This window comes from Rhodobacteraceae bacterium LMO-JJ12 (assembly GCA_021555075.1).
GTDB lineage: Bacteria > Pseudomonadota > Alphaproteobacteria > Rhodobacterales > Rhodobacteraceae > JAKGBX01.
Genome location: JAKGBX010000001.1, coordinates 1,980,804 through 2,000,459 on the forward strand (window position 1 = coordinate 1,980,804; position 19,656 = coordinate 2,000,459).

The 19,656-nt window shown below is 58.8% G+C and carries 20 protein-coding genes and 1 tRNA gene; 17 read left to right on the forward strand and 4 right to left on the reverse strand.

Annotated features, from left to right (window positions below):
* Positions 1 to 3 precede the first annotated feature (3 nt).
* The 11 genes from sufB (at position 4) to LZG00_09495 (ending at position 8,775) form a co-directional block, all read left to right on the forward strand.
* Positions 4 to 1,527, forward strand: a complete 1,524-nt coding sequence (gene sufB / locus LZG00_09445) for a Fe-S cluster assembly protein SufB (protein ID MCF3594223.1) — start codon at positions 4 to 6, stop codon at positions 1,525 to 1,527.
* Positions 1,520 to 1,726 carry a hypothetical protein gene (locus tag LZG00_09450; GenBank protein ID MCF3594224.1) on the forward strand — a complete coding sequence of 69 codons (207 nt, stop codon included), beginning with the start codon at positions 1,520 to 1,522 and terminating at the stop codon, positions 1,724 to 1,726. The genes sufB and LZG00_09450 overlap by 8 nt, the downstream gene beginning before the upstream one ends.
* A gap of 15 nt (positions 1,727 to 1,741) precedes the next feature.
* Positions 1,742 to 2,533 (forward strand): FkbM family methyltransferase, encoded by a 792-nt coding sequence (locus LZG00_09455; protein ID MCF3594225.1) that lies wholly within the window; start codon positions 1,742 to 1,744, stop codon positions 2,531 to 2,533.
* A 1-nt stretch (position 2,534) separates the two neighbouring features.
* Positions 2,535 to 3,134 carry a hypothetical protein gene (locus tag LZG00_09460; GenBank protein MCF3594226.1) on the forward strand — a complete coding sequence of 200 codons (600 nt, stop codon included), beginning with the start codon at positions 2,535 to 2,537 and terminating at the stop codon, positions 3,132 to 3,134.
* Positions 3,135 to 3,269: 135 nt separating this feature from the next.
* Positions 3,270 to 3,803 carry a hypothetical protein gene (locus LZG00_09465; protein MCF3594227.1) on the forward strand — a complete coding sequence of 178 codons (534 nt, stop codon included), beginning with the start codon at positions 3,270 to 3,272 and terminating at the stop codon, positions 3,801 to 3,803.
* 145 nt (positions 3,804 to 3,948) lie between these two features.
* Positions 3,949 to 4,704: a Fe-S cluster assembly ATPase SufC gene (sufC, locus tag LZG00_09470; protein ID MCF3594228.1), complete on the forward strand. Its 756-nt coding sequence runs from the start codon at positions 3,949 to 3,951 to the stop codon at positions 4,702 to 4,704.
* Positions 4,704 to 6,008, forward strand: coding sequence for a Fe-S cluster assembly protein SufD (sufD, locus tag LZG00_09475; protein MCF3594229.1), 1,305 nt, complete (start codon positions 4,704 to 4,706; stop codon positions 6,006 to 6,008). The genes sufC and sufD overlap by 1 nt, the downstream gene beginning before the upstream one ends.
* Before the next feature lie 3 nt (positions 6,009 to 6,011).
* Positions 6,012 to 6,494 (forward strand): YIP1 family protein, encoded by a 483-nt coding sequence (locus LZG00_09480; protein MCF3594230.1) that lies wholly within the window; start codon positions 6,012 to 6,014, stop codon positions 6,492 to 6,494.
* The gene (locus LZG00_09485) at positions 6,491 to 7,087 is read left to right on the forward strand and encodes a YIP1 family protein (GenBank protein MCF3594231.1); all 597 of its coding nucleotides are present in this window, start codon (positions 6,491 to 6,493) and stop codon (positions 7,085 to 7,087) included. Before LZG00_09480 ends, LZG00_09485 begins: the two co-directional genes overlap by 4 nt.
* A 1-nt stretch (position 7,088) precedes the next feature.
* Positions 7,089 to 8,309, forward strand: coding sequence for a cysteine desulfurase (locus LZG00_09490; GenBank protein ID MCF3594232.1), 1,221 nt, complete (start codon positions 7,089 to 7,091; stop codon positions 8,307 to 8,309).
* A gap of 389 nt (positions 8,310 to 8,698) precedes the next feature.
* Positions 8,699 to 8,775 (forward strand) — tRNA-Arg (locus tag LZG00_09495).
* A 74-nt stretch (positions 8,776 to 8,849) separates the two neighbouring features.
* Here the strand turns inward: LZG00_09495 and LZG00_09500 are convergent.
* The gene (locus LZG00_09500; protein ID MCF3594233.1) at positions 8,850 to 9,836 is read right to left on the reverse strand and encodes an LLM class flavin-dependent oxidoreductase; all 987 of its coding nucleotides are present in this window, start codon (positions 9,834 to 9,836) and stop codon (positions 8,850 to 8,852) included.
* A 155-nt stretch (positions 9,837 to 9,991) separates the two neighbouring features.
* Here LZG00_09500 and LZG00_09505 point away from each other — a divergent pair, with 155 nt between their 5' ends.
* The 5 genes from LZG00_09505 (at position 9,992) to LZG00_09525 (ending at position 15,690) form a co-directional block, all read left to right on the forward strand.
* A complete protein-coding gene (locus LZG00_09505) occupies positions 9,992 to 10,831 on the forward strand; it encodes a hypothetical protein (GenBank protein MCF3594234.1) in 840 nt (279 codons plus the stop codon).
* A gap of 149 nt (positions 10,832 to 10,980) precedes the next feature.
* On the forward strand, positions 10,981 to 12,780 hold the full coding sequence (lepA, locus tag LZG00_09510; GenBank protein MCF3594235.1) for a translation elongation factor 4: 1,800 nt from the start codon (positions 10,981 to 10,983) through the stop codon (positions 12,778 to 12,780).
* Between the two features lie 156 nt (positions 12,781 to 12,936).
* Positions 12,937 to 13,161, forward strand: coding sequence for a hypothetical protein (locus tag LZG00_09515; protein MCF3594236.1), 225 nt, complete (start codon positions 12,937 to 12,939; stop codon positions 13,159 to 13,161).
* A gap of 191 nt (positions 13,162 to 13,352) precedes the next feature.
* On the forward strand, positions 13,353 to 15,029 hold the full coding sequence (locus tag LZG00_09520) for a tetrathionate reductase family octaheme c-type cytochrome (protein MCF3594237.1): 1,677 nt from the start codon (positions 13,353 to 13,355) through the stop codon (positions 15,027 to 15,029).
* Positions 15,022 to 15,690 carry a cytochrome b/b6 domain-containing protein gene (locus LZG00_09525; protein MCF3594238.1) on the forward strand — a complete coding sequence of 223 codons (669 nt, stop codon included), beginning with the start codon at positions 15,022 to 15,024 and terminating at the stop codon, positions 15,688 to 15,690. Before LZG00_09520 ends, LZG00_09525 begins: the two co-directional genes overlap by 8 nt.
* Here the strand turns inward: LZG00_09525 and LZG00_09530 are convergent.
* The 3 genes from LZG00_09530 to LZG00_09540 all read right to left on the reverse strand — a co-directional run bounded on the left by LZG00_09530 (position 15,687) and on the right by LZG00_09540 (position 17,661).
* Complete coding sequence (locus LZG00_09530) at positions 15,687 to 16,394, reverse strand: GNAT family N-acetyltransferase (GenBank protein MCF3594239.1); 708 nt, start codon at positions 16,392 to 16,394, stop codon at positions 15,687 to 15,689. The genes LZG00_09525 and LZG00_09530 overlap by 4 nt on opposite strands.
* Positions 16,391 to 16,879, reverse strand: a complete 489-nt coding sequence (locus LZG00_09535; protein MCF3594240.1) for a cupin domain-containing protein — start codon at positions 16,877 to 16,879, stop codon at positions 16,391 to 16,393. The genes LZG00_09530 and LZG00_09535 overlap by 4 nt, the downstream gene beginning before the upstream one ends.
* 212 nt (positions 16,880 to 17,091) lie before the next feature.
* Positions 17,092 to 17,661 (reverse strand): DUF882 domain-containing protein, encoded by a 570-nt coding sequence (locus LZG00_09540; protein ID MCF3594241.1) that lies wholly within the window; start codon positions 17,659 to 17,661, stop codon positions 17,092 to 17,094.
* Between the two features lie 445 nt (positions 17,662 to 18,106).
* Between LZG00_09540 and LZG00_09545 the strand changes: the two genes are divergently transcribed.
* Entirely contained in the window at positions 18,107 to 19,648 is a 1,542-nt protein-coding gene (locus tag LZG00_09545) for a L,D-transpeptidase family protein (GenBank protein ID MCF3594242.1), read from the forward strand.
* The last annotated feature ends 8 nt before the right edge of the window (positions 19,649 to 19,656 follow it).

Consider the following 19,656-nt stretch of genomic DNA (forward strand, 5'->3'; position numbering starts at 1 on the left):
CCCATGGCGGACGCAAAAAACGTGCAGGTCAAGGACGGCGTTGAGGAAGAAACAGTCAAGGCTGTTCGTTCCCTGGGTGATAAATACGAACACGGTTGGGAAACCGATATCGAGATGGAATACGCCCCCAAGGGCGTGAACCCCGATATCGTCAGGCTGATCTCGGAAAAGAACAAAGAGCCCGAATGGATGACCGAATGGCGTCTTCAGGCCTTTGAACGCTGGGAACAGATGGAAGAGCCGACCTGGGCTATGGTCAACTATCCCGAAATCGACTTTCAGGATCAGTATTACTATGCTCGTCCGAAAAGCATGATGGAAAAGCCGAAATCGCTTGATGAGGTCGACCCGAAACTGCTGGCCACCTATAAAAAGCTCGGCATTCCGCTTCAGGAACAGATGATTCTGGCCGGGGTGGAGGGCGCCGATGCGACGCCTGCTGAAGCGCGCCGCGTGGCCGTGGATGCGGTGTTTGATTCGGTCTCTCTGGGCACCACATTCCAGAAGGATCTTATGGAAGCAGGGGTCATCTTCTGCTCGATCTCGGAGGCGATTCGCGAACATCCCGAGTTGGTGAAGAAATACCTCGGGTCGGTCGTGCCGGTATCAGACAATTATTATGCCACGCTTAACAGTGCGGTGTTCTCGGATGGCTCGTTTGTTTATGTGCCGCCGGGGGTGCGTTGCCCGATGGAGCTTAGCACGTATTTCCGTATCAACGCCGAGAATACCGGCCAGTTCGAGCGCACGCTGATCATTGCCGACAAGGGGTCACACGTGTCCTATCTTGAAGGGTGCACGGCGCCGAAGCGCGATGTGGCGCAGCTTCATGCCGCGGTGGTGGAAATCATCGTCGAGGAAGACGCCGAGGTGAAGTATTCGACCGTTCAGAACTGGTATCCCGGGGATGAGAACGGCGTTGGCGGGATCTATAACTTTGTGACCAAGCGTGCCGATTGCCGGGGCGACCGGGCCAAGGTGATGTGGACGCAGGTTGAGACCGGATCGGCCGTGACGTGGAAGTATCCGAGCTGTATTCTGCGCGGTGCAGAGTCGCAGGGCGAGTTCTATTCCATCGCCATCGCCAACAACCATCAGCAGGCCGATACCGGCACCAAGATGGTACATCTGGGGCGCAACACGAAAAGTCGTATCGTGTCCAAGGGGATCAGCGCGGGGGTGGCACAAAACACCTATCGCGGGCTTGTGTCGATGCACCCCAAGGCGACGAATTCGCGCAACTATACGCAATGTGACAGCCTGTTGATCGGAGACGCCTGTGGCGCGCATACGGTGCCTTACATCGAGGTGAAGAACAATTCATCGCGCGTCGAGCATGAGGCGACCACATCCAAGGTGGATGACGAACAGCTGTTTTATTGCCGTCAGCGCGGCATGAGCGAAGAATCGGCAGTGGCCTTGATCGTCAATGGTTTTGCCAAGGACGTGTTGCAGGCGCTGCCAATGGAGTTCGCCATGGAAGCCCAACAGTTGGTGGCGATTTCGCTGGAGGGGTCTGTTGGCTGATCGTGGTCCAAAGTCGTTCAAGGAATTGCTTCTGAGCTGGATGCCCTTTGCGTTTCCCGCGATTGGCGGGACGCTTGGCATGATTCTGGTCAATTCCTATCCGACGGCGTTCATCAATCCGGTGGTTGCCGTCGGTGGCGGGATATTCCTGGGCTGGGCGATCTCGGCTCTGATCTTTCGCTTTATCGAATACAGATGAGGACGCGAGGGTAAGATGGACGAGCGGAAATCATCGCAGAGTGGATTCAAGCTGGGCCGTGCGCGGCGTCGGCTGGCAAGCGGTGATCCCGTGATTGTCGAGGATGTGGATGTGGTGTTCACCCGCATTCATGGCCGCGATTTTCGCTTTGTGACGACCCATGCGCGCGACCCGATTCAGCGCAAATGGCGCAAGGGCGTGTTTTATGAGCCAAAGGAGCTGGCTGCGATCAAGGCGCATTTTCCGCACGGCGGTACCTTTGTCGATATCGGTGCCAATGTCGGCAACCATTCGCTCTATGTCGCCGGGTTCATGGCACCCGCCAAGGTGATTCCGTTTGAGCCGAATCCGGCGGCCTACAAGCTTTTGATTGCCAATATCGCGATGAACGGATTTCTCGATGTGTTCGATCTGAGCCATCTCGGTGTCGGGCTGGCCGATCGTGTGGCCGATGGCTTTGCCATGGTCGAGCAGCCACGCAATCTGGGCGGCTCGCGGATGCGCGAAGGCGCGCAGGAGGGCGAGGGCGGGGGTTTGCAGGTCGTGGTCGGTGATGATGCGCTGAAATCCGAGAGCCCGGACATGATCAAGGTCGATGTCGAGGGCATGGAGATGATGGTGTTGCGCGGGTTGCAACAAACCATTGCGCGGGCGCGCCCGATCCTTTTGCTGGAAATTGACGACGAGAACGATGCCGCGTTTCAGGAATGGCTCGCGCCGTTGGGTTATGACGTGGTGGAAAAGGTTCGCCGCTATCAGAACAACACCAATTACGTGCTGGTGCCAAGCGCGGGCGTAGGCGTTTGAAATGAATGACGTGTCCACCATATCGCGCCCCGAATTGACCCTGCCACCGGCAGAGGCGGAAGCGGTGCGCGCGGCCTATGCGGGGGCCGAAACGATTCTGGAATATGGGTCGGGGGGCTCGACCGTCTTGGCGGGTGAGATGACCGGCAAGCAGGTGTTTTCGGTTGAGAGCGATGCGGGCTGGGCCGAAATGATGCGTTCGTGGTTCAAGGCCAACCCGCCACAATCGCAGGTGCGGGTGATTCATGCGGATATCGGCGCGACGACAGAGTGGGGCCACCCGGCGGATGATAGCGCCTGGAAACGGTTTGCACGCTATCCGCTGGGCATCTGGGAGAGTGGCCGGATGGGGCAACCCGATGTTGTGCTGGTCGATGGACGGTTTCGCATGGGCTGTGTGCTGGCGGCGGCGTTTCACACGCAAAAGCCTCTTCCGCTGTTGTTTGACGACTATATAAGGCGCACCCATTATCACGCCATCGAAGAGGTGATCGGCGCGCCGAAAGAGATCATCGGACGCATGGCGCGGTTTGAAATTTCGCCTACGCCGCTCCCGATCGAGCGGCTTTCTTGGGTCATTCGGGCGATGACGAATCCATGAAATTGCATGTGCCATATCCCCCAGACCCTGCGCGGCAGGGTGTCGCGGACCGTGAATTTGATCGGTTCCTGCCTCATTGCTGTCGGATTGTTCAGACAGATTTGACCTTGAGCAAAGATTGCGAGAGGCCGAAAGATGGCTGCAACAGCACACAACGACGTATTCGCAGCCCGTTTGGCACGAATCAACAAGAATTGCGGCGCTCCGCCCGTCCTTCTGACCGGCGTTGGCGACGTTCCGACACAGCGAAAGGTCGCGCACCAGGTCAAACGTGCCGCGCGCGTCTCGCTCAAGGCGGTGCTGGGCTATCCCTTTGCCTTTGCCCTTGGGGCCGTCGCGATGGTGGCCGGACATGCGGCGAGCTATCGCTTTCTCGATCATGCCGTGAATGCAGCCGATGCGCTTGGGCTTACCAGCCTGGTTGCCGCCGATATCGCGCTGGCCAGCGTGCTATCACTTATCGTGCTGTTGCTGTGCGGGCTTGCCCGCAAGACCTATGTGTTGACGGCCGTTCTGGGCTTTGCCGCGATCATCACCAACGAAATCGAGCTGGCGCGGGCCTTTCCCGACATCTGGGCGCAGATCTATTCGCCGAATTTCGTCGAACGCAGCTTGCAGGCGGGGCGTTTGCTGCTGCCCGAGATCGCGACCTCGTACAGCCTGACCTGACGACAGACTCCCGACATTCCATCACGACCTTCGCGTTTGCCGATCCTCTGGGGTCGGCGGGCGCATTTGCGTCGTCTGGTCATCGAACATCACTTGAAAACGCCGGCGCAGCAACGCGCTGTAACGGATAGGAAAGGAAAATCTCATGCTGGAAATCAAAGGCTTGAAAGTCAAACTTCAAGAAGAAGACAAGCAAATCCTGAAGGGTATTGATCTGACGGTCGAGCCCGGCACAGTGCATGCGATCATGGGCCCCAACGGGTCGGGAAAATCGACCCTCAGCTATGTTCTGTCAGGGCGTGAAGGTTATGAGGTGACGGAAGGCAGCGCCACTCTGGACGGAAATGATCTGTTGGGGCTGGACCCTGAGGAACGTGCGGCCCTTGGGCTGTTCCTGGCCTTTCAATACCCGGTGGAAATTCCCGGTGTGGGCAATATGACGTTCCTGCGCACTGCCGTGAACTCGCAACGCAAGGCGCGCGGCGAAGAAGAGATGAGCGCGACCGAATTTCTCAAGGTGATCCGCGCCAAGGCCAAGACGCTGAAAATCGACGCTGACATGCTCAAACGGCCTGTCAATGTGGGCTTTTCGGGCGGCGAAAAGAAGCGCAACGAGATCCTGCAAATGGCGATGCTGGAACCCAAGATGTGCATCCTTGACGAGACCGATTCAGGGCTTGATGTGGACGCGATGAAGCTGGTTTCTGAAGGCGTTAACGCGCTGAGAAACGAAGGGCGTGGTTTCCTCGTTATTACGCATTATCAACGGCTTCTGGACCATATCAAACCCGATGTTGTGCATATTCTGGCCGATGGGCGGATCGTGAAATCCGGCGGACCTGAACTGGCTCTGGAAGTTGAAAACAACGGCTATGCCGATATTCTGGCCGAGGTGGCGTAATGTCTGCTCTGAAACGAACGGCCCTGAGAGAGGCCAAGCAGGAGGCCGCGCGCACGCGCCTTGATGCTATGAGTTTGCCCGGTGACACCGGCTGGATTGCTGCGACGCGTGACGATGCGTTGGCACGGGTGAGGGAAATGGGTCTGCCCGGTCGGCGTGATGAATACTGGAAATACACGCGACCGGATACGCTAACCCAGATTGAAGCGCCCAACGCCGCCGCGTTCGTCAATGATGAAACACCTTTGTTTGACGGGATCGAGCGTCTCAGGATCGTTTTTGTCGATGGCGTGTTTGATGCCGATGCCTCTGATCCATTGGAGTTGAGTGGCGTCGAGATTGAGCAGCTGTCCGATGCGGCGGGGGCCGACATCCATTGGGGTAAAGACCTTTACGGTGTGTTGGAGGCCCGCGGCCAGAACCCGGTGGAACGGCCTTTGGCAGCGCTGAATACGGCGCTGGCGAAAGACGGCGTGATGATCCGCGTGACAGGTCGTGCAGAGCGGCCTGTGAGTCTGGTTTATCGACATGAATCAGATAGTTCTGATGCGATCGTCCATAATGTCATCCGGTTGGAAAAGGGGGCGGATCTGACCCTTTTGGAGAATGGACCGGCGGCGGCGCGGCTTAACAAGGTGATGGAGGTGGATGTCGCCGATGGCGCCAGTTTTCATCACGTGCGCGCACAGGGGCGCGACCATGAACGCCGCGCAGCAACGCATATCTTTGCGCGTCTGGGCGAAGAATCAGTGTTCAAGAGCTTTACGCTGACGGTTAACGGCGCGCTGACCCGCAACGAATGCGTGGTCGAACTCTGCGGTGATGACGCAGTCGCGCATGTTGCGGGCGCCTGTCTGGGCGACGGTGCATTTGTGCATGATGACACTGTGTTCATCACCCATGACGCGGTGAATTGCGAAAGCCGACAGGTGTTCAAGAAGGTGCTCAGAAACGGCGCAACAGGCGTGTTTCAGGGCAAGATCCTGGTCAAGGCCGGGGCGCAGAAAACCGACGGGTATCAGAAGTCGCAGTCATTGATGCTGGACGGGGACAGCCAGTTCCTGGCCAAGCCAGAGCTTGAGATCTATGCCGATGATGTGGCTTGTTCACATGGCAGCACCTCGGGTGCGATCGACGATGAAGCCTTGTTCTATCTGCGGTCGCGCGGTGTGTCGGTGGCCGATGCAACCGACCTTCTGACGCTGGCCTTTTTGGCCGAGGCGGTCGATGAGATCGAGAATCCGCAGCTGGCCGAGGAGATCGTTGGGCGGCTTGAGGGTTGGCTGGCGCGGCACCGGGGCTGACGCATGTCTGCCGTGAGCGATATCGTGGCCACCTATGGCGGCCCGCGTCGGGTGGTCCGGCGGATTTTGCAGGCGGGCGTGCGCGAAGAGCGCGCGCTCGTCATCCTGATGGCGGGCTGTGTGGTGGTTTTTGTGGCGCAATGGCCGCGGCTGGCGCGTCAGGCGCACGAACACGGGCAGGAGCTTAATCCGCTTCTGGGCGGCGCGCTTTTCGCCTGGCTGTTTGTCATGCCGCTGGTGCTTTACACTCTGGCACTGATCAGCCATTGGGTGCTCAGGATTCTTGGTGGCAAGGGGCAACCGTTCGGGGCGCGTATCGCGCTGTTCTGGGCGCTGTTGGCCAGCGGGCCGATCATGCTTCTCTGGGGGCTGACGGCGGGGTTTGTCGGACCCGGGAGCGCGCTCACCCTGGTGGGGGTTATCTGGATCGCTGTTTTTTTATGGGTCTGGTTTTCCGGGCTGACCGAAGTCTGGAGGGGCGCATGAGCTTCACTATTCAAGCGCTTGTAAAGCAAACACTTTCCAATCCTCGCGAAGCGGCTGGTCAGCTGATTGCGATGCGCCACGGGCTGGGGTTTGATACACTTTGGAGTGCGGTCGTTCTGGCTGCGGTTCTGAATGCGCTGGTGATTTCGGCGGGCATGTATGTGTTTCCCCCGGCGCCGGAACAAGTCGAACTGATGCCGCGCTTGTTCTTTCGACCCGGTCTTTTGGCGGTAGTGGCCGCTGGGGCGATTGTGGTGCTGGTTTTCGTGCTGCACTGGGCCGGGCGGATGCTCGGGGGCAAGGGCGAATTGCGCGACATGCTGGTGGTGGTCACGTGGCTTCAGATCGTGCAGGTCGGCTTGCAACTTGGGGTGCTGGTGCTTGCGATCGTGGCGATGCCTCTGGCCAGTCTGGCCAATATGGTGGCGTTTTTCTGGGGTCTGTGGATCCTGATAGCCTTTGTCGACCGGGTGCATGGATTCATGAGTCCGATGAAGTCGCTGGCTGTGCTGGCGACAGGGGTCGCGCTGCTTCTCGTCGGCGTCACCGTTTTTCTGCTCCTTTTCGGGGCCGTGGCCAAGGGAGCCGCCTGATATGTATGACGTCGAAAAGATCCGCGCCGATTTCCCGATCCTTAGTCGAGAAGTGAACGGCAAACCTTTGGTTTACCTGGATAATGGCGCATCGGCGCAAAAGCCGAAAGTTGTCATTGATGCGATCACCCAAAGCTATTCGCACGAATATGCCAACGTGCATCGCGGCCTGCATTACCTGAGCAATCTGGCGACTGACAAATACGAGGCGGTGCGCGCCACCGTGGCCAAGTTTCTTGGTGTGAAAGACGAAAACGAAATCGTCTTTACGTCGGGCACCACCGAGGGGATCAACCTTGTGGCCTATGGTTGGGCCATGGCACGGATGCAGGCGGGCGATGAGATCATTCTCAGCGTGATGGAGCATCACGCCAATATCGTGCCCTGGCATTTCCTGCGCGAACGCCTTGGGGTGGTTTTGAAATGGGTCGATGTCGATGTTACCGGCGCGCTGGACCCTCAGGCGGTGATCGATGCCATCGGACCCAAAACCAAGCTGATCGCGATTACCCAACTTTCCAACGTGTTGGGAACCGTTGTTGATGTAAAAACTATCTGCTCGGAAGCCCGCAAACAGGGTGTTCCCGTGTTGGTCGATGGCTCGCAAGGGTCGGTGCATGCACCGGTGAACCTTGAGGATATGGGCTGTGATTTCTACCCGATCACCGGGCATAAGCTCTATGGTCCGTCAGGCTCGGGCGCGATTTATATCCGCAAGGAACGCATGGCGGAGATGCGCCCCTTCATGGGCGGCGGCGACATGATCCGCGAAGTGACCAAGGACAACGTGACCTATAACGACCCGCCGATGATGTTCGAGGCCGGCACGCCCGGCATCGTGCAGACCATTGGCATGGGCGTGGCGCTGGACTATCTGATGGATCTTGGAATGGAGAATGTGGCCGCGCATGAGGCTGACCTCGCACGCTATGCCGCCGAGAAGATGGGCGGGCTGAACTGGCTCAACATTCAGGGTATGACGCCGGACAAGGCCGCGATCTTCTCGTTCACCATGCAGGGCGCGGCGCATGCGCATGACATCTCGACCATCCTCGACAAGAAGGGCGTGGCGGTGCGGGCGGGGCATCATTGCGCTGCACCTCTGATGGCACATTTCGGAGTGAGCGCCACCTGTCGGGCAAGCTTTGGGCTCTATAATACGCGCGAAGAGGTCGACAAGCTGATCGAGGCATTGGAGTTGGCGCATAAGCTTTTTGGTTGAATCTCTGGCGAGCCGTTTTGCTCTGGCGGGAACTTGCACGCCTGAAAACAGCGTGTCGACAGAACCCGACGCATTCGCTAGAGTTGGGGGAGTTGTTTAATAATGGAGTTCAAACATGAAGTTGATCAAAGCTGCTCTGATCCTGTCCAGCGTGTCGTTCCTTGTCGCATGCGCGCAACCCGAGCCCGAAGTGACCTATGTCGCCCCCGAGCCCACATATGACAAATACGGCAACGTCGTGAACTGATAGACGCCACAAAGGCGTCTTTGAGAGTCCCGGACAAGCCAGGCGCTTGTCCGGGATTTTTTATTTGTCGGAGTATTTTCCGGCTGCTCACTCAGATTGACGATTGCGCTGCGCGGGCGGCTTCGGTAAAGACGCCGCTCAGGGACCCATAGCTCAGCTGGATAGAGCGCTGCCCTCCGAAGGCAGAGGCCAGAGGTTCGAATCCTCTTGGGTCCGCCATTTCCCCCATCTGCTTCGCTGTCGCTTGTTCAATGGATCGCGCGGTTGTTTCGTGCCGTCAAAGGCGCGCGCGATCAGAGCGATCCCATCACCTCGGCGGCAATTTCAAATGACCTGAGGCGCGCGCCGTGGTCATGGGTGGCGCTCGACAGGATCACCTCGTCTGGTTGGTGACGCGCGATCAAGGCCTTGAGCTGGCTGCGCACCGATTCCGGGCTGCCGACGGCCGAGACCCGCAGCGCGGCATTGGCGGCTTGCAGCACCTGGGGGGACACATCGATCGCCGATTCATCCGCCACCGGCGCAGGCAGCGGGCCGGGGCGGCCGGTGCGCAGGTTGATGAAGGCTTGCAGTTGCGAGGTGCGCAGGGCGCGGGCCTCGGCGTCGGTTTCGGCGGCAAAGACATTCGCCGCCAGCATGAAACGCGGCGCGTCGGTAATGCCGGCACGAAAGGTGCTGCGATAGGTTTCAATCGCGGGTTCCAGCGCATCGGGGGCAAAATGGCTGGCAAACGCATAGGGCAGGCCGAGATGCGCAGCCAATTGCGCGCCATAAAGCGAGGAGCCGAGAATCCAGATCGGAACCTGGGTGCCTTCACCGGGGATGGCGCGCACCGGCTGACCGGGCTGGGCGGGGGCGAGATAGCCCAGCATCTCAATCACCTCATCGGGGAAATCATCGCCCTGCATCCGGCCCCGGCGCAGAGCATGGGCCGTGCGCCCGTCGGTCCCCGGCGCGCGCCCGAGGCCAAGGTCGATCCGGTCACCGTGCAATGTGGCCAGTGTGCCGAACTGTTCCGCGATCACCAGCGGCGCATGGTTGGGCAACATCACCCCGCCCGAGCCGACGCGGATGCTTTTGGTCGCTGCCGCGATATGGCCAATCAGCACGGCTGTGGCCGAGCTGGCGATGCCGGGCATGTTGTGATGTTCGGCCAGCCAGTAGCGTGAATAGCCCCAGTCTTCGGCATGCTGGGCCAGATCGGTGCTGCGGCGCAGTGCTTCGGCGGCGTCAAAGCCTTGGGGGATCGGGGCGAGATCGAGAATGGAATAGGGGGTCATATGCGTCTCCTGTTGCCCCAAGAGCTAGGGGTCGGGCGTGGCAATGTCATCGGGGGCGGCGCAGTTTCGTTACGTCGTGATGCTCTATGGCGCCAGAAGGGCTTAGGCGTTAAACGGGAAACCGGCTTTGACGCATATAGGGCGAGGAGGATGAAATGCTGGATGAGGGTGAGATCGGCTGGCTCGAATTCGAGGGGCCCTGTTCGCCCGACCTTCTGGCGCAGTTCATCGAGGAGGGCGGCATCGCGCAGAACCGGATGATCGTTCTGCGCGATGTGGTGAAGGCCGATATCTGCGACCGGTTGGCGACACAGTTTGATGCGCTGATCGCGGCGCATGGCAGCAAGCGGGGCGAGGACGGCTTTGTGCGCACCCAGCAGATCGGCGCGACCCAGTTTTCCCATGGTGGCGCCAGCTATATGCGCGCAGTAGCGGAACAGATGGTCCAGGTACTGGACCTGTTTTCGGTGTTGGAGCCGGGGCAGGTGAACCGGTTGTTTCTGGATGACATGCTGGAACGGGAATTCGCCCGGCGCGGCAAGATTTATCGCCGTGCCCAGCATCAGGGCGGCATGGCCAATTTCGCCACCACCCGCAAATGGCTCAACAATGGAGAAATGGCCTTGCACCCCCATGAGGACAGTGCGCAATTGACCTCGGCCAAACGAGACGGCTTTGAGATCGCCACAGGTAGCCATACCATCGCGGCGAATATTTGTATCGCCGACGATGTCGAGGGAAGCGAAACGGTCTTGTGGAACCACCGCCCAAGCGGGGCCGAGCGGCGCGCCCTGGGGCTTGAGGAGAGCGGCTATCCTTATCCGCGCGACTACGCCGACGGGTTTGACAGCATTCGCGTGAAGATCCGCCGGGGCGATCTCTATTTCATGAACGCCTCGTATTTGCATGGGGTGGAAAATGCGCCCACCAACAACCGGATCACGGCCGGACGGTTTTTGACCTGTGTGGACGACAAGGTGCTGAGCTGGACGTGATGCGGTAAGGGCGAGGGCCGGACGCAAGGATCGGGGGCCAGCCCCCGGACCCCCGGGATATTTCCAGTCAGAGGAAGGGCAGGGGGAGTTTTGGTCGGGGCCGCGCGCGCTCACTTGACCGGGCGCGAAATCCCTTCCATATGCAAGCCATGACAGACCTGAAACACATCCGCAATTTCTCGATCGTGGCGCATATCGACCACGGTAAATCGACGCTGGCTGACCGCCTCATTCAGGAGACCGGAACCGTTTCGGACCGGGACATGAAAGCGCAGCTTCTGGATAGTATGGATATCGAGCGTGAGCGCGGTATCACCATCAAGGCCCAGACCGTGCGGATTGATTATACCGCCGATGATGGCGAGAAATATGTGCTCAATCTGATCGACACGCCGGGGCATGTGGACTTTGCCTATGAGGTGAGCCGAAGCATGCGTGCGGTCGAGGGGTCGTTGTTGGTGGTCGATAGCACCCAAGGGGTTGAAGCGCAGACGCTGGCCAATGTGTATCACGCTCTGGATGCGGATCACGAGATCGTGCCGGTTCTCAACAAGATCGATCTGCCGGCCAGCGATTGTGACCGTGTGGCCGAGCAGATCGAGGATGTGATCGGGATTGATGCGTCGGGCGCGATTCGGGTTTCGGCCAAGACCGGGCAGGGCATTCACGAGACGCTGGAAGCCATCGTGCACCATCTTCCTGCACCCAAGGGTGAACGCGACGCGCCATTGAAGGCGATGCTGGTGGACAGTTGGTATGACGCCTATCTCGGGGTGATCGTCTTGGTGCGGATCATGGACGGGGTGATGAAAAAGGGCGACCGGGTGCGGATGATGCAGAACGGGTCTGTTCATCTGATCGACCGGATCGGCGTGTTTCGTCCCGGCATGATGCCGGTGGACGAATTGGGGCCGGGCGAGATCGGCTTTATCACGGCGCAGATCAAACAGGTGCGCGACACCCGCGTGGGCGACACCATCACCCATGAGAAGAAGGGCGCAGAGGCGCCTTTGCCGGGGTTCAAGCCGAGCCAGCCGGTGGTGTTTTGTGGCCTCTTCCCGGTGGATTCATCGGAATTCGAAGACCTGCGCGAGGCGATCGAGAAGCTGGCGCTGAATGACGCGTCGTTCTCTTACGAGATGGAGACCTCGGCCGCGTTGGGCTTTGGCTTTCGCTGTGGCTTCCTTGGACTGTTGCACCTTGAAGTGATCCGCGACCGGATTGAGCGGGAATATGACATTGAGCTGATCACCACGGCGCCCTCGGTTATTTACAACATCTACTTGCGGGATGGGTCGCATTTCGAGTTGCACAACCCCGCCGATATGCCCGACCCGTCGACCATCGACCACCTTGAGGAACCGCGCATCAAGGCGACAATCCTTGTGCCGGATGAATACCTCGGCGATGTGCTCAAGCTCTGTCAGGACCGGCGCGGCATTCAGTTGGATCTGACTTATGCCGGGTCACGGGCGATGGTGGTTTACGATTTACCGCTCAACGAGGTGGTGTTTGATTTCTATGACCGGTTGAAATCGGTGACCAAGGGCTATGCCAGCTTTGACTATCAGATCATCGGCTACCGACAGGACAATCTGGTGAAGATGTCGATCTTGGTGAATGATGAGCCTGTGGATGCCTTGAGCACCATGGTGCACCGCGACCGCGCCGAGATGCGGGGGCGGGCGATGGTTGAAAAGCTGAAAGACCTGATCCCGCGCCACATGTTCAAGATCCCGATTCAGGCGGCGATTGGTGGCAAGGTGATTGCGCGCGAGACTTTGTCTGCGATGCGCAAGGACGTGACGGCGAAATGCTATGGCGGCGATGCGACGCGGAAGAAGAAGCTCCTGGAGAAGCAGAAGGCCGGGAAGAAGAAGATGCGCCAGTTCGGGAAAGTGGATATCCCGCAGGAGGCGTTTATTTCGGCGTTGAAGATGGATGGGTAATCCATTTTAGGTGACGGTCGACTGAAGAGATTGCCGCAGGCTATTGCGTGCCCACACCGTTGAAATAAGGGCGTTGGGATTCCCCCACTCCCCCATCCCCGGAACCTTCCCCCACTCCCACGCGTTCCTCTCCTGACAACCGAAAGGAGACATGCCATGAAATATGGATGGAAGCTTATCTTCACACCGCTTTGGGTGCTTTGCGTCGCCGGGGCGGCATTGGTCGGGTTTTTCGTGGTTGGCTGGTACAGCTGGGCCGCGTTTGTGACCGCCGGGGTGATCGGGCTGGTCGTGGGGATTCCTGCGGGGGTCTGGAACACCCGTAAGGTGCGCCGCGAAGATCCGAACTGGCGAAATGGCCACCATGTGGGCGATATTTAAGGCAAATCAGACACGATAGAGGGCAGGTTTCGCGCGCGCGTATCTGTAAGGGTAAGGTTCGCGCGCCCGGAGGGGCCGGATGCGGCCACTCATATGCCAATTTTGACATATGTCATTCTCGCTGCTCTGCTGATGCATTAGCATGCATGGGCAGGGTATTGACTTCCGCTCAAGCGGGGAGGGCTATTGTTTTGAAACTATTGGCGAAATCAATCGCGCTTTGGGGAGTCGTGGCGATTCTCGGGGGCGCAGCATGGGCCGAGACTCCGGGCGCATCCGAGGCGATATTGCCCCCTGACGCGCCCAAATCGACCACCCCGAAGGGCGCGAGTACGGCGGATCATACGAAATTCGAGACGCTCAAGAAGCAATTCGCGTCGGGGCCGGAGGTTACCGAAGCCTGCATCAGCTGCCATACCGAAGCCAGCGACCAGATGATGCATTCGATCCATTTCAAATGGGAATTCGACCATCCGAGAACCGGTCAGAAGCTGGGCAAATCGCATGTGATCAACTCGTTTTGCGGGTCGGTCGCGGGTAATGAGGCGCGTTGCACCTCGTGTCATACCGGCTATGGCTGGGAGGATATGAGCCAGCCAGCGCCGCAGAAGACGAATGCGGTTGATTGCCTGGTCTGTCATGACCGCTCGGGGCAGTATACAAAATCGGCCACCGGGGCAGGGCATCCGCCGCTTGATCCGGTGAAGCCCGGAACACAGACCATCACCGGCGCGCCAGCATGGCCTGTGGATCTGAGCAAAGCGGCGCAATCGGTGGGCCTGCCGGGGCGTGACAACTGCGGCAATTGCCACTTTTACGGTGGTGGCGGCGACAACGTAAAACACGGCGATCTTAGCTCGGTGCTCTATCAGCCCGAAAAATCGGTAGATGTGCATATGTCGCCCGAGGGCGAGAACATGACCTGTTCGACCTGCCATGTCAGCGACCAGCACCAATGGCCGGGGTCGCGTTATGACGTCAAGGCGGTTGATCCGCACGTCAATGACCCGCTCAAACCCGGCGCGCGGCGCGATGTTGCGACCTGCGAAAGCTGTCACAGTGCGACGCCACACCCGGCGACCCTGATCGGAATGAAGCTGAATGCGCATACTGATACGCTGGCCTGTCAGACCTGTCATATCCCGGAGTTTGCCCGTGGCGGCGTTGCGACCAAGACGTTTTGGGATTGGTCGACCGCTGGTCGGTTGGACGCCGACGGCAAGCCGATCTCGGAAAACAATTTCACCCAATCGGATGGCAAGGAGCTGCACACCTATCTCTCGACCAAGGGCGATTTCGAGTATGGCGAGGATGTAGTGCCTTACTATGCCTGGTTCGATGGACAGGTCAGCTATTCTTTGCCCGATCAAGAGATCGACCCGACACAGGTGGTCGATGTGAACAGCATCAAGGGCGATCCGGAAGATGGCGCCTCGCGGATCTGGCCGTTCAAACAGATGATCGGACGCCAGGCCTATGACAGCAAGCTCAACCGGTTGGTCTATACCCATGTCTGGGGGCCAAGCACCGATACCGCGTTCTGGACCAATTTCGATTGGGGGCGTGCGATTGAGGCCGGGATGAAAGCGGCCGGAGCTGAGTATTCCGGCGAGTTCGGCTTTGTCGACACGCATATGTATTGGCCGATCACCCATATGGTCGCGCCCGCCGACAAGGCCGTCAAATGCGGCCAATGCCACGCCGAAGACGGCCGGATGCAGGGCTTGGCAGGTGTATTCCTGCCCGGCACAAACAGCATGAGTTGGGTTGGCCTGTTGGGTCGTCTGATGGTTCTGGCGACGATGGCCGGGGTTTTGCTGCATATCTTTCTGCGCCTGTTCTCGAAGAAGGAGACGCGCCATGACTAAGCGTATCGTCAAGGTTTATCCGCGCTTCGAGCGGTTGTGGCACTGGGGGCAGGCGCTGTTGATCTTCACGCTGATCTTCACCGGCTTTGGACTCAACGGGGTGCATGATTTCCTGCCCTTTGGTCCGGCGGTCATGCTGCATACCGCGGCGGCGCTCGCGCTTCTGGCGCTCTGGATTTTTGCCACGTTCTGGCTCGTTACCACCGGCACATGGCGACAGTTCGTGCCGACGCTGGAGGGGATGTTTCAGGTCATACTCTATTATGCCTGGGGTGTGTTCAAGGGGCGTAAGCATCCTTACAAGAAGGTGCTCTTGCGCAAGCATAACCCGCTTCAGGCGGCGACGTATTTCGGGCTGAAATGGTTCGTCTTTCCCGCAATCTGGATCAGTGGGCTGCTCTATCTCAGTTACAACCTGTGGGAAGGTGCGGTGCCAGAGAGCAGTTTCTGGCTCTGGCTGGTGGCCAATCTGCACCTGCTTGCGGCATATGTGATCGTCGCGTTCATTATCGTGCATGTCTATCTGTTGACTGTCGGCCATGGGTTCGGCGCACATGTGAAACCGATGATCACCGGGTATGACGAGGTCGAGCTGAGCGACGCCGAGGAAGCATATCTGCAAGCAGATGAGCCTTGGCGGCTGAAGGCGAAGGACGTTTAAACCCGTTCGCGCGGAATTTTGAGCGGGGTCATCTGTTGCCCATCGGCGGCGAAATTCGCCGGGTCGAGCCAGCGTTGAAATTCGCCCCTTGCGGCGGGCCAATCGCCATCGAGCATGGCATACCATGCGGTATCGCGGTTGCGTCCCTTGTAATGCGTGGCCTGACGGAAGGTGCCTTCATAACTAAAGCCCAGCCGCTCTGCCGCGCGGCGAGAGGGGGCGTTCAGATCATCACATTTCCATTCATAGCGGCGATAGCCGAGATCGTCGAACACATGCGCCATCATCAGGAACATCGCCTCGGTGCTGGCGCGCGTGCCTTGCATCAGGTGCGAGAAGTTGATGAAGCCGACCTCGATTACTCCGGCTTCGGGCGTGATTCTGAGATAGCTGGCGGTGCCGAGCGGGCGGTCATCGGGGGAAAGAACCGTATAGAACAGAGGGTCGCGGCTTGTCTCTGCGGTCTTGAGCCAGTCGGCATAGGCCCCGAGCGTGGCGAACGGGCCGTGCGGCAGATAGGTCCAGCCGCGATCATCAGGCGCGCTGCTATAGGCGGCGTGCAGCCCCGCCGCATGGGTCGCGGCATCGAGCGGCACCAGCCTGCAATAGCGCCCGTTCAGCGCCGAATGCGGGGGCAGGGGTCGCGGGAACTCCGCCTTCAGAGGGGCTCCGACCGGTTGGCCCAGGTCGTTGAGAACGCTCACTTCTTGGCACCGGCAACGGGTGTTTCAATAGCGGCGTGATCCACAAGGTTCCATGGCAGGCCTGCGTTGCGATAGAGGCGTTTGCCCTTGTCGGGATAGTCGCCAACGTCATGCGCCAAACGTTCCCCCACAACGATCAGGCGCAGCGGTGCATCACCAGTATTGGTGATCGAATGCGCCAGCCCACCCTTGCGGTAACCGATGAAATCGCCCGGGCCGATTGCATGGCGGGTTTCGCCGATCCGCGCGGTTGCGGTGCCCGACAGCACATAAACGCATTCGTCTTCGAAATGGTGCAGGTGATGTTCCGTCGTGTGACAGCCCGGAGCAACCTCGATAATATGAAAACCAAACCCGGTAAGCCCGGTCAAATCGCCAAGCGACTTGTTGTTGCGGCGCGCCTCGGGGTTGAGGAAATGGGTTTTTTCGAGACCAGACATCGCCGCAATCTCGTCACGGGTCACGATATAGCTGTTGTCATCCATTGTTCGGGGCTCCTTTTTCGCGACGCTAACGCTTTTTGCAGCCGTGCTGAATTGAAAAAAGCGCTGATGTCGTGTGCCATTTCTGTGTTGTCTGGGGTTTCATCCGCCTGGTGGCGCAGGGCGAAGCGAAATGACAAACAAAAACGCCCGCCGAAAAGCGGGCGCGAGTTCAGGGAGGAATTGTGCCGCGAGGGCGGGGCGAAACGCCGGGCTTATCTGCCCCAGCTGCGCACCGGTCCGCAATCCATATGCACGAAATTTGAGCCGGAATAGCGTCCTACACCGCCGGCGCGGCAGGATGCAGCGGCGCGCGCCATTTGGCCAACCGAGCGTGAAGCAAGGCGCAAATCAGCCGCTTCGCCCTTCATGTGCAGCGAATTCTTGGCCACACCACGCGAACGCGAACGCAGCATCGCGTTGGTCTGCGGGCTGCGATAACCCGAGAGCAACATGTAGGGTTCTTTGACATCAAGAAGATTGTGCGAGGCCGCCATGATATCGAGGGTGCGCATGTCGATGTTCATCACCTGGCTGTTGCGCCAATCGCGCATGAACCAGGTCACTTCCTTGACCGCGTCCTTGATATATTTGCCTTCGATCCAATATATCATATCAAGCTTTTCACCGGTACGGGCCGAATACATCTTGAGTCTTCGGATATCGCCTGCACCGCGCAGGAAGCCTGCTGCCTTGGAGAATGTGGGGGCTGCCGAGAGTGTGGTTGCCGCGAATGCGCCCAAAAGCGCACGCCGTGAGAAACTCACCGAACTGCTGTCAGTCATGTATAGAGCGCCGTCCCGTCGCTTAAGTTAGTTACCTGTTTAACGCGATGTTACGCGTGTCCTGCCATCTCTTCCCCAGATGCAACGCTTCTATGCCATAGATCGAATCGTCGACCAAGCGTGAATCCGGCGAGGACGGGCATCGCATCAATTTTAGGCGGAAATTTGCTGAAATTTGGTTAAATGTGCCTTGTCGGGAACTGTTGCCTTCCCGTCACGCAATAGAGCGCTCTGGCCGATGTGATTTTGCATCATTTGGGTCAGGTTTTTCTGACTATCACAGATGTGAATAGACAAGATATGGGTGTTTGAGGCTATAGAGGCCCACATTACAGTGTTAACATGCGAACGGCTTTTTTGGGGGAACGACATGACCACTCTTACGGCAAGAAACGGCGCGCGCGTCTGGATCGCGGCGGCTCTGGCTTTGATACTGACGCTGATCATGGCGCCAAACCAGGGAACCGCACAGGTCACGGCCTTTAAACAGGCGGTGGCAGAAGGCGCATCCAAAGACAGCGATATTGCGGCGTTTTACAAGGCCAATGGCTATCAAGGCATTTGGACTGGCGCTTTTGGCAAGGATGCCAGCCGCCGCAAAGCACTGTTCGCCAATATCCAAAGGGCTCCGGTGCACGGTCTGTCAATCGCGCGCTATGATCCCGACGGGCTGATGGCCAAATTGAAAGCGGCCAAAACCCCGCGTGAGCGCGGCTTTGTTGAGGTCGAGATGTCGCGCACCTTCCTGCGTCTTGCACGTGATATGCAGACCGGCATGCTTGAACCACGTAAGATCGACAGCGGTATCGTTCGCGCCATCCCCCTGCGCGACCGCACATCGTATCTGACCAATTTCACCAAGAGCAATCCCAATGGCTTCTTTCGCGCACTGCCGCCCAAAACGCCGGAATACACGCGGCTGATGAAAGAAAAGATGCGCCTTGAGAAGTTGCTGGCCCGCGGTGGCTGGGGTGCGCATGTGCCTGCCAAGGCGCTCAAACCCGGTCAGACAGGCGGGGCCGTGGTGGCGCTGCGCGACCGTCTCGTTGCAATGGGCTATCTGCGCCGGTCTGCGGCCCAGACCTATGACGCCAGCATTCAAACCGCTGTGCAGCAGTTTCAGGACGATCACGGGTTGGAAGCCGACGGCGAAGCCGGTGCCAGCACGATGGCCGAGATCAACAAGGATGTGGAAGACCGTCTGAAATCAGTGATCGTGGCGATGGAGCGCGAACGCTGGCTCAACCTGCCGCGCGGCAAACGCCATGTCCTGGTGAACCTGACCGACTTCACAGCCCAGATCGTCGACAACGGCAAAGTCACCTTTCAAACCCGTTCGGTCATTGGGGCCACAGCGAGTGATCGTCGCACCCCGGAATTCTCCGATATCATGTCACACATGGTGATCAATCCGACGTGGAACGTGCCGCGCTCGATCGCGGTGAAAGAATACCTGCCGATGATGAAGCGCAACCCCAACGCCGCCGGTCATCTTAGACTGGTTGACAGCCGGGGCCGCACGGTCAGCCGCAGTTCGGTGAATTTCGGCGCCTATAACGCGCGCAATTTCCCCTTTGCGATCAAGCAGCCACCAAGCCGGCGCAACGCGCTGGGGCTGGTAAAATTCATGTTTCCCAACAAATACAACATCTACCTGCACGACACGCCGTCCAAGAACCTGTTCCTGCGTGAATCGCGCGCTTACAGCCATGGCTGCATCCGGTTGCAACAACCGTTTGACTTTGCCTATGCGCTGCTGGCCAAACAGACCAACGACCCGGAAGGTGATTTCAAACGCATCCTGAATACCGGGCGCGAAACGGCAGTGAAGCTGAAAGAGAAGGTGCCGGTGCATCTGATCTATCGCACCGCCTTTACCCAAGCCAAAGGGCAGACCCAATACCGCCGCGACGTCTATGGGCGCGATGCGCGTATCTGGTCTGCGTTGGCCAACGCAGGGGTGGCGTTGCGCGCGGTTCGCGGGTAATCCTTGCC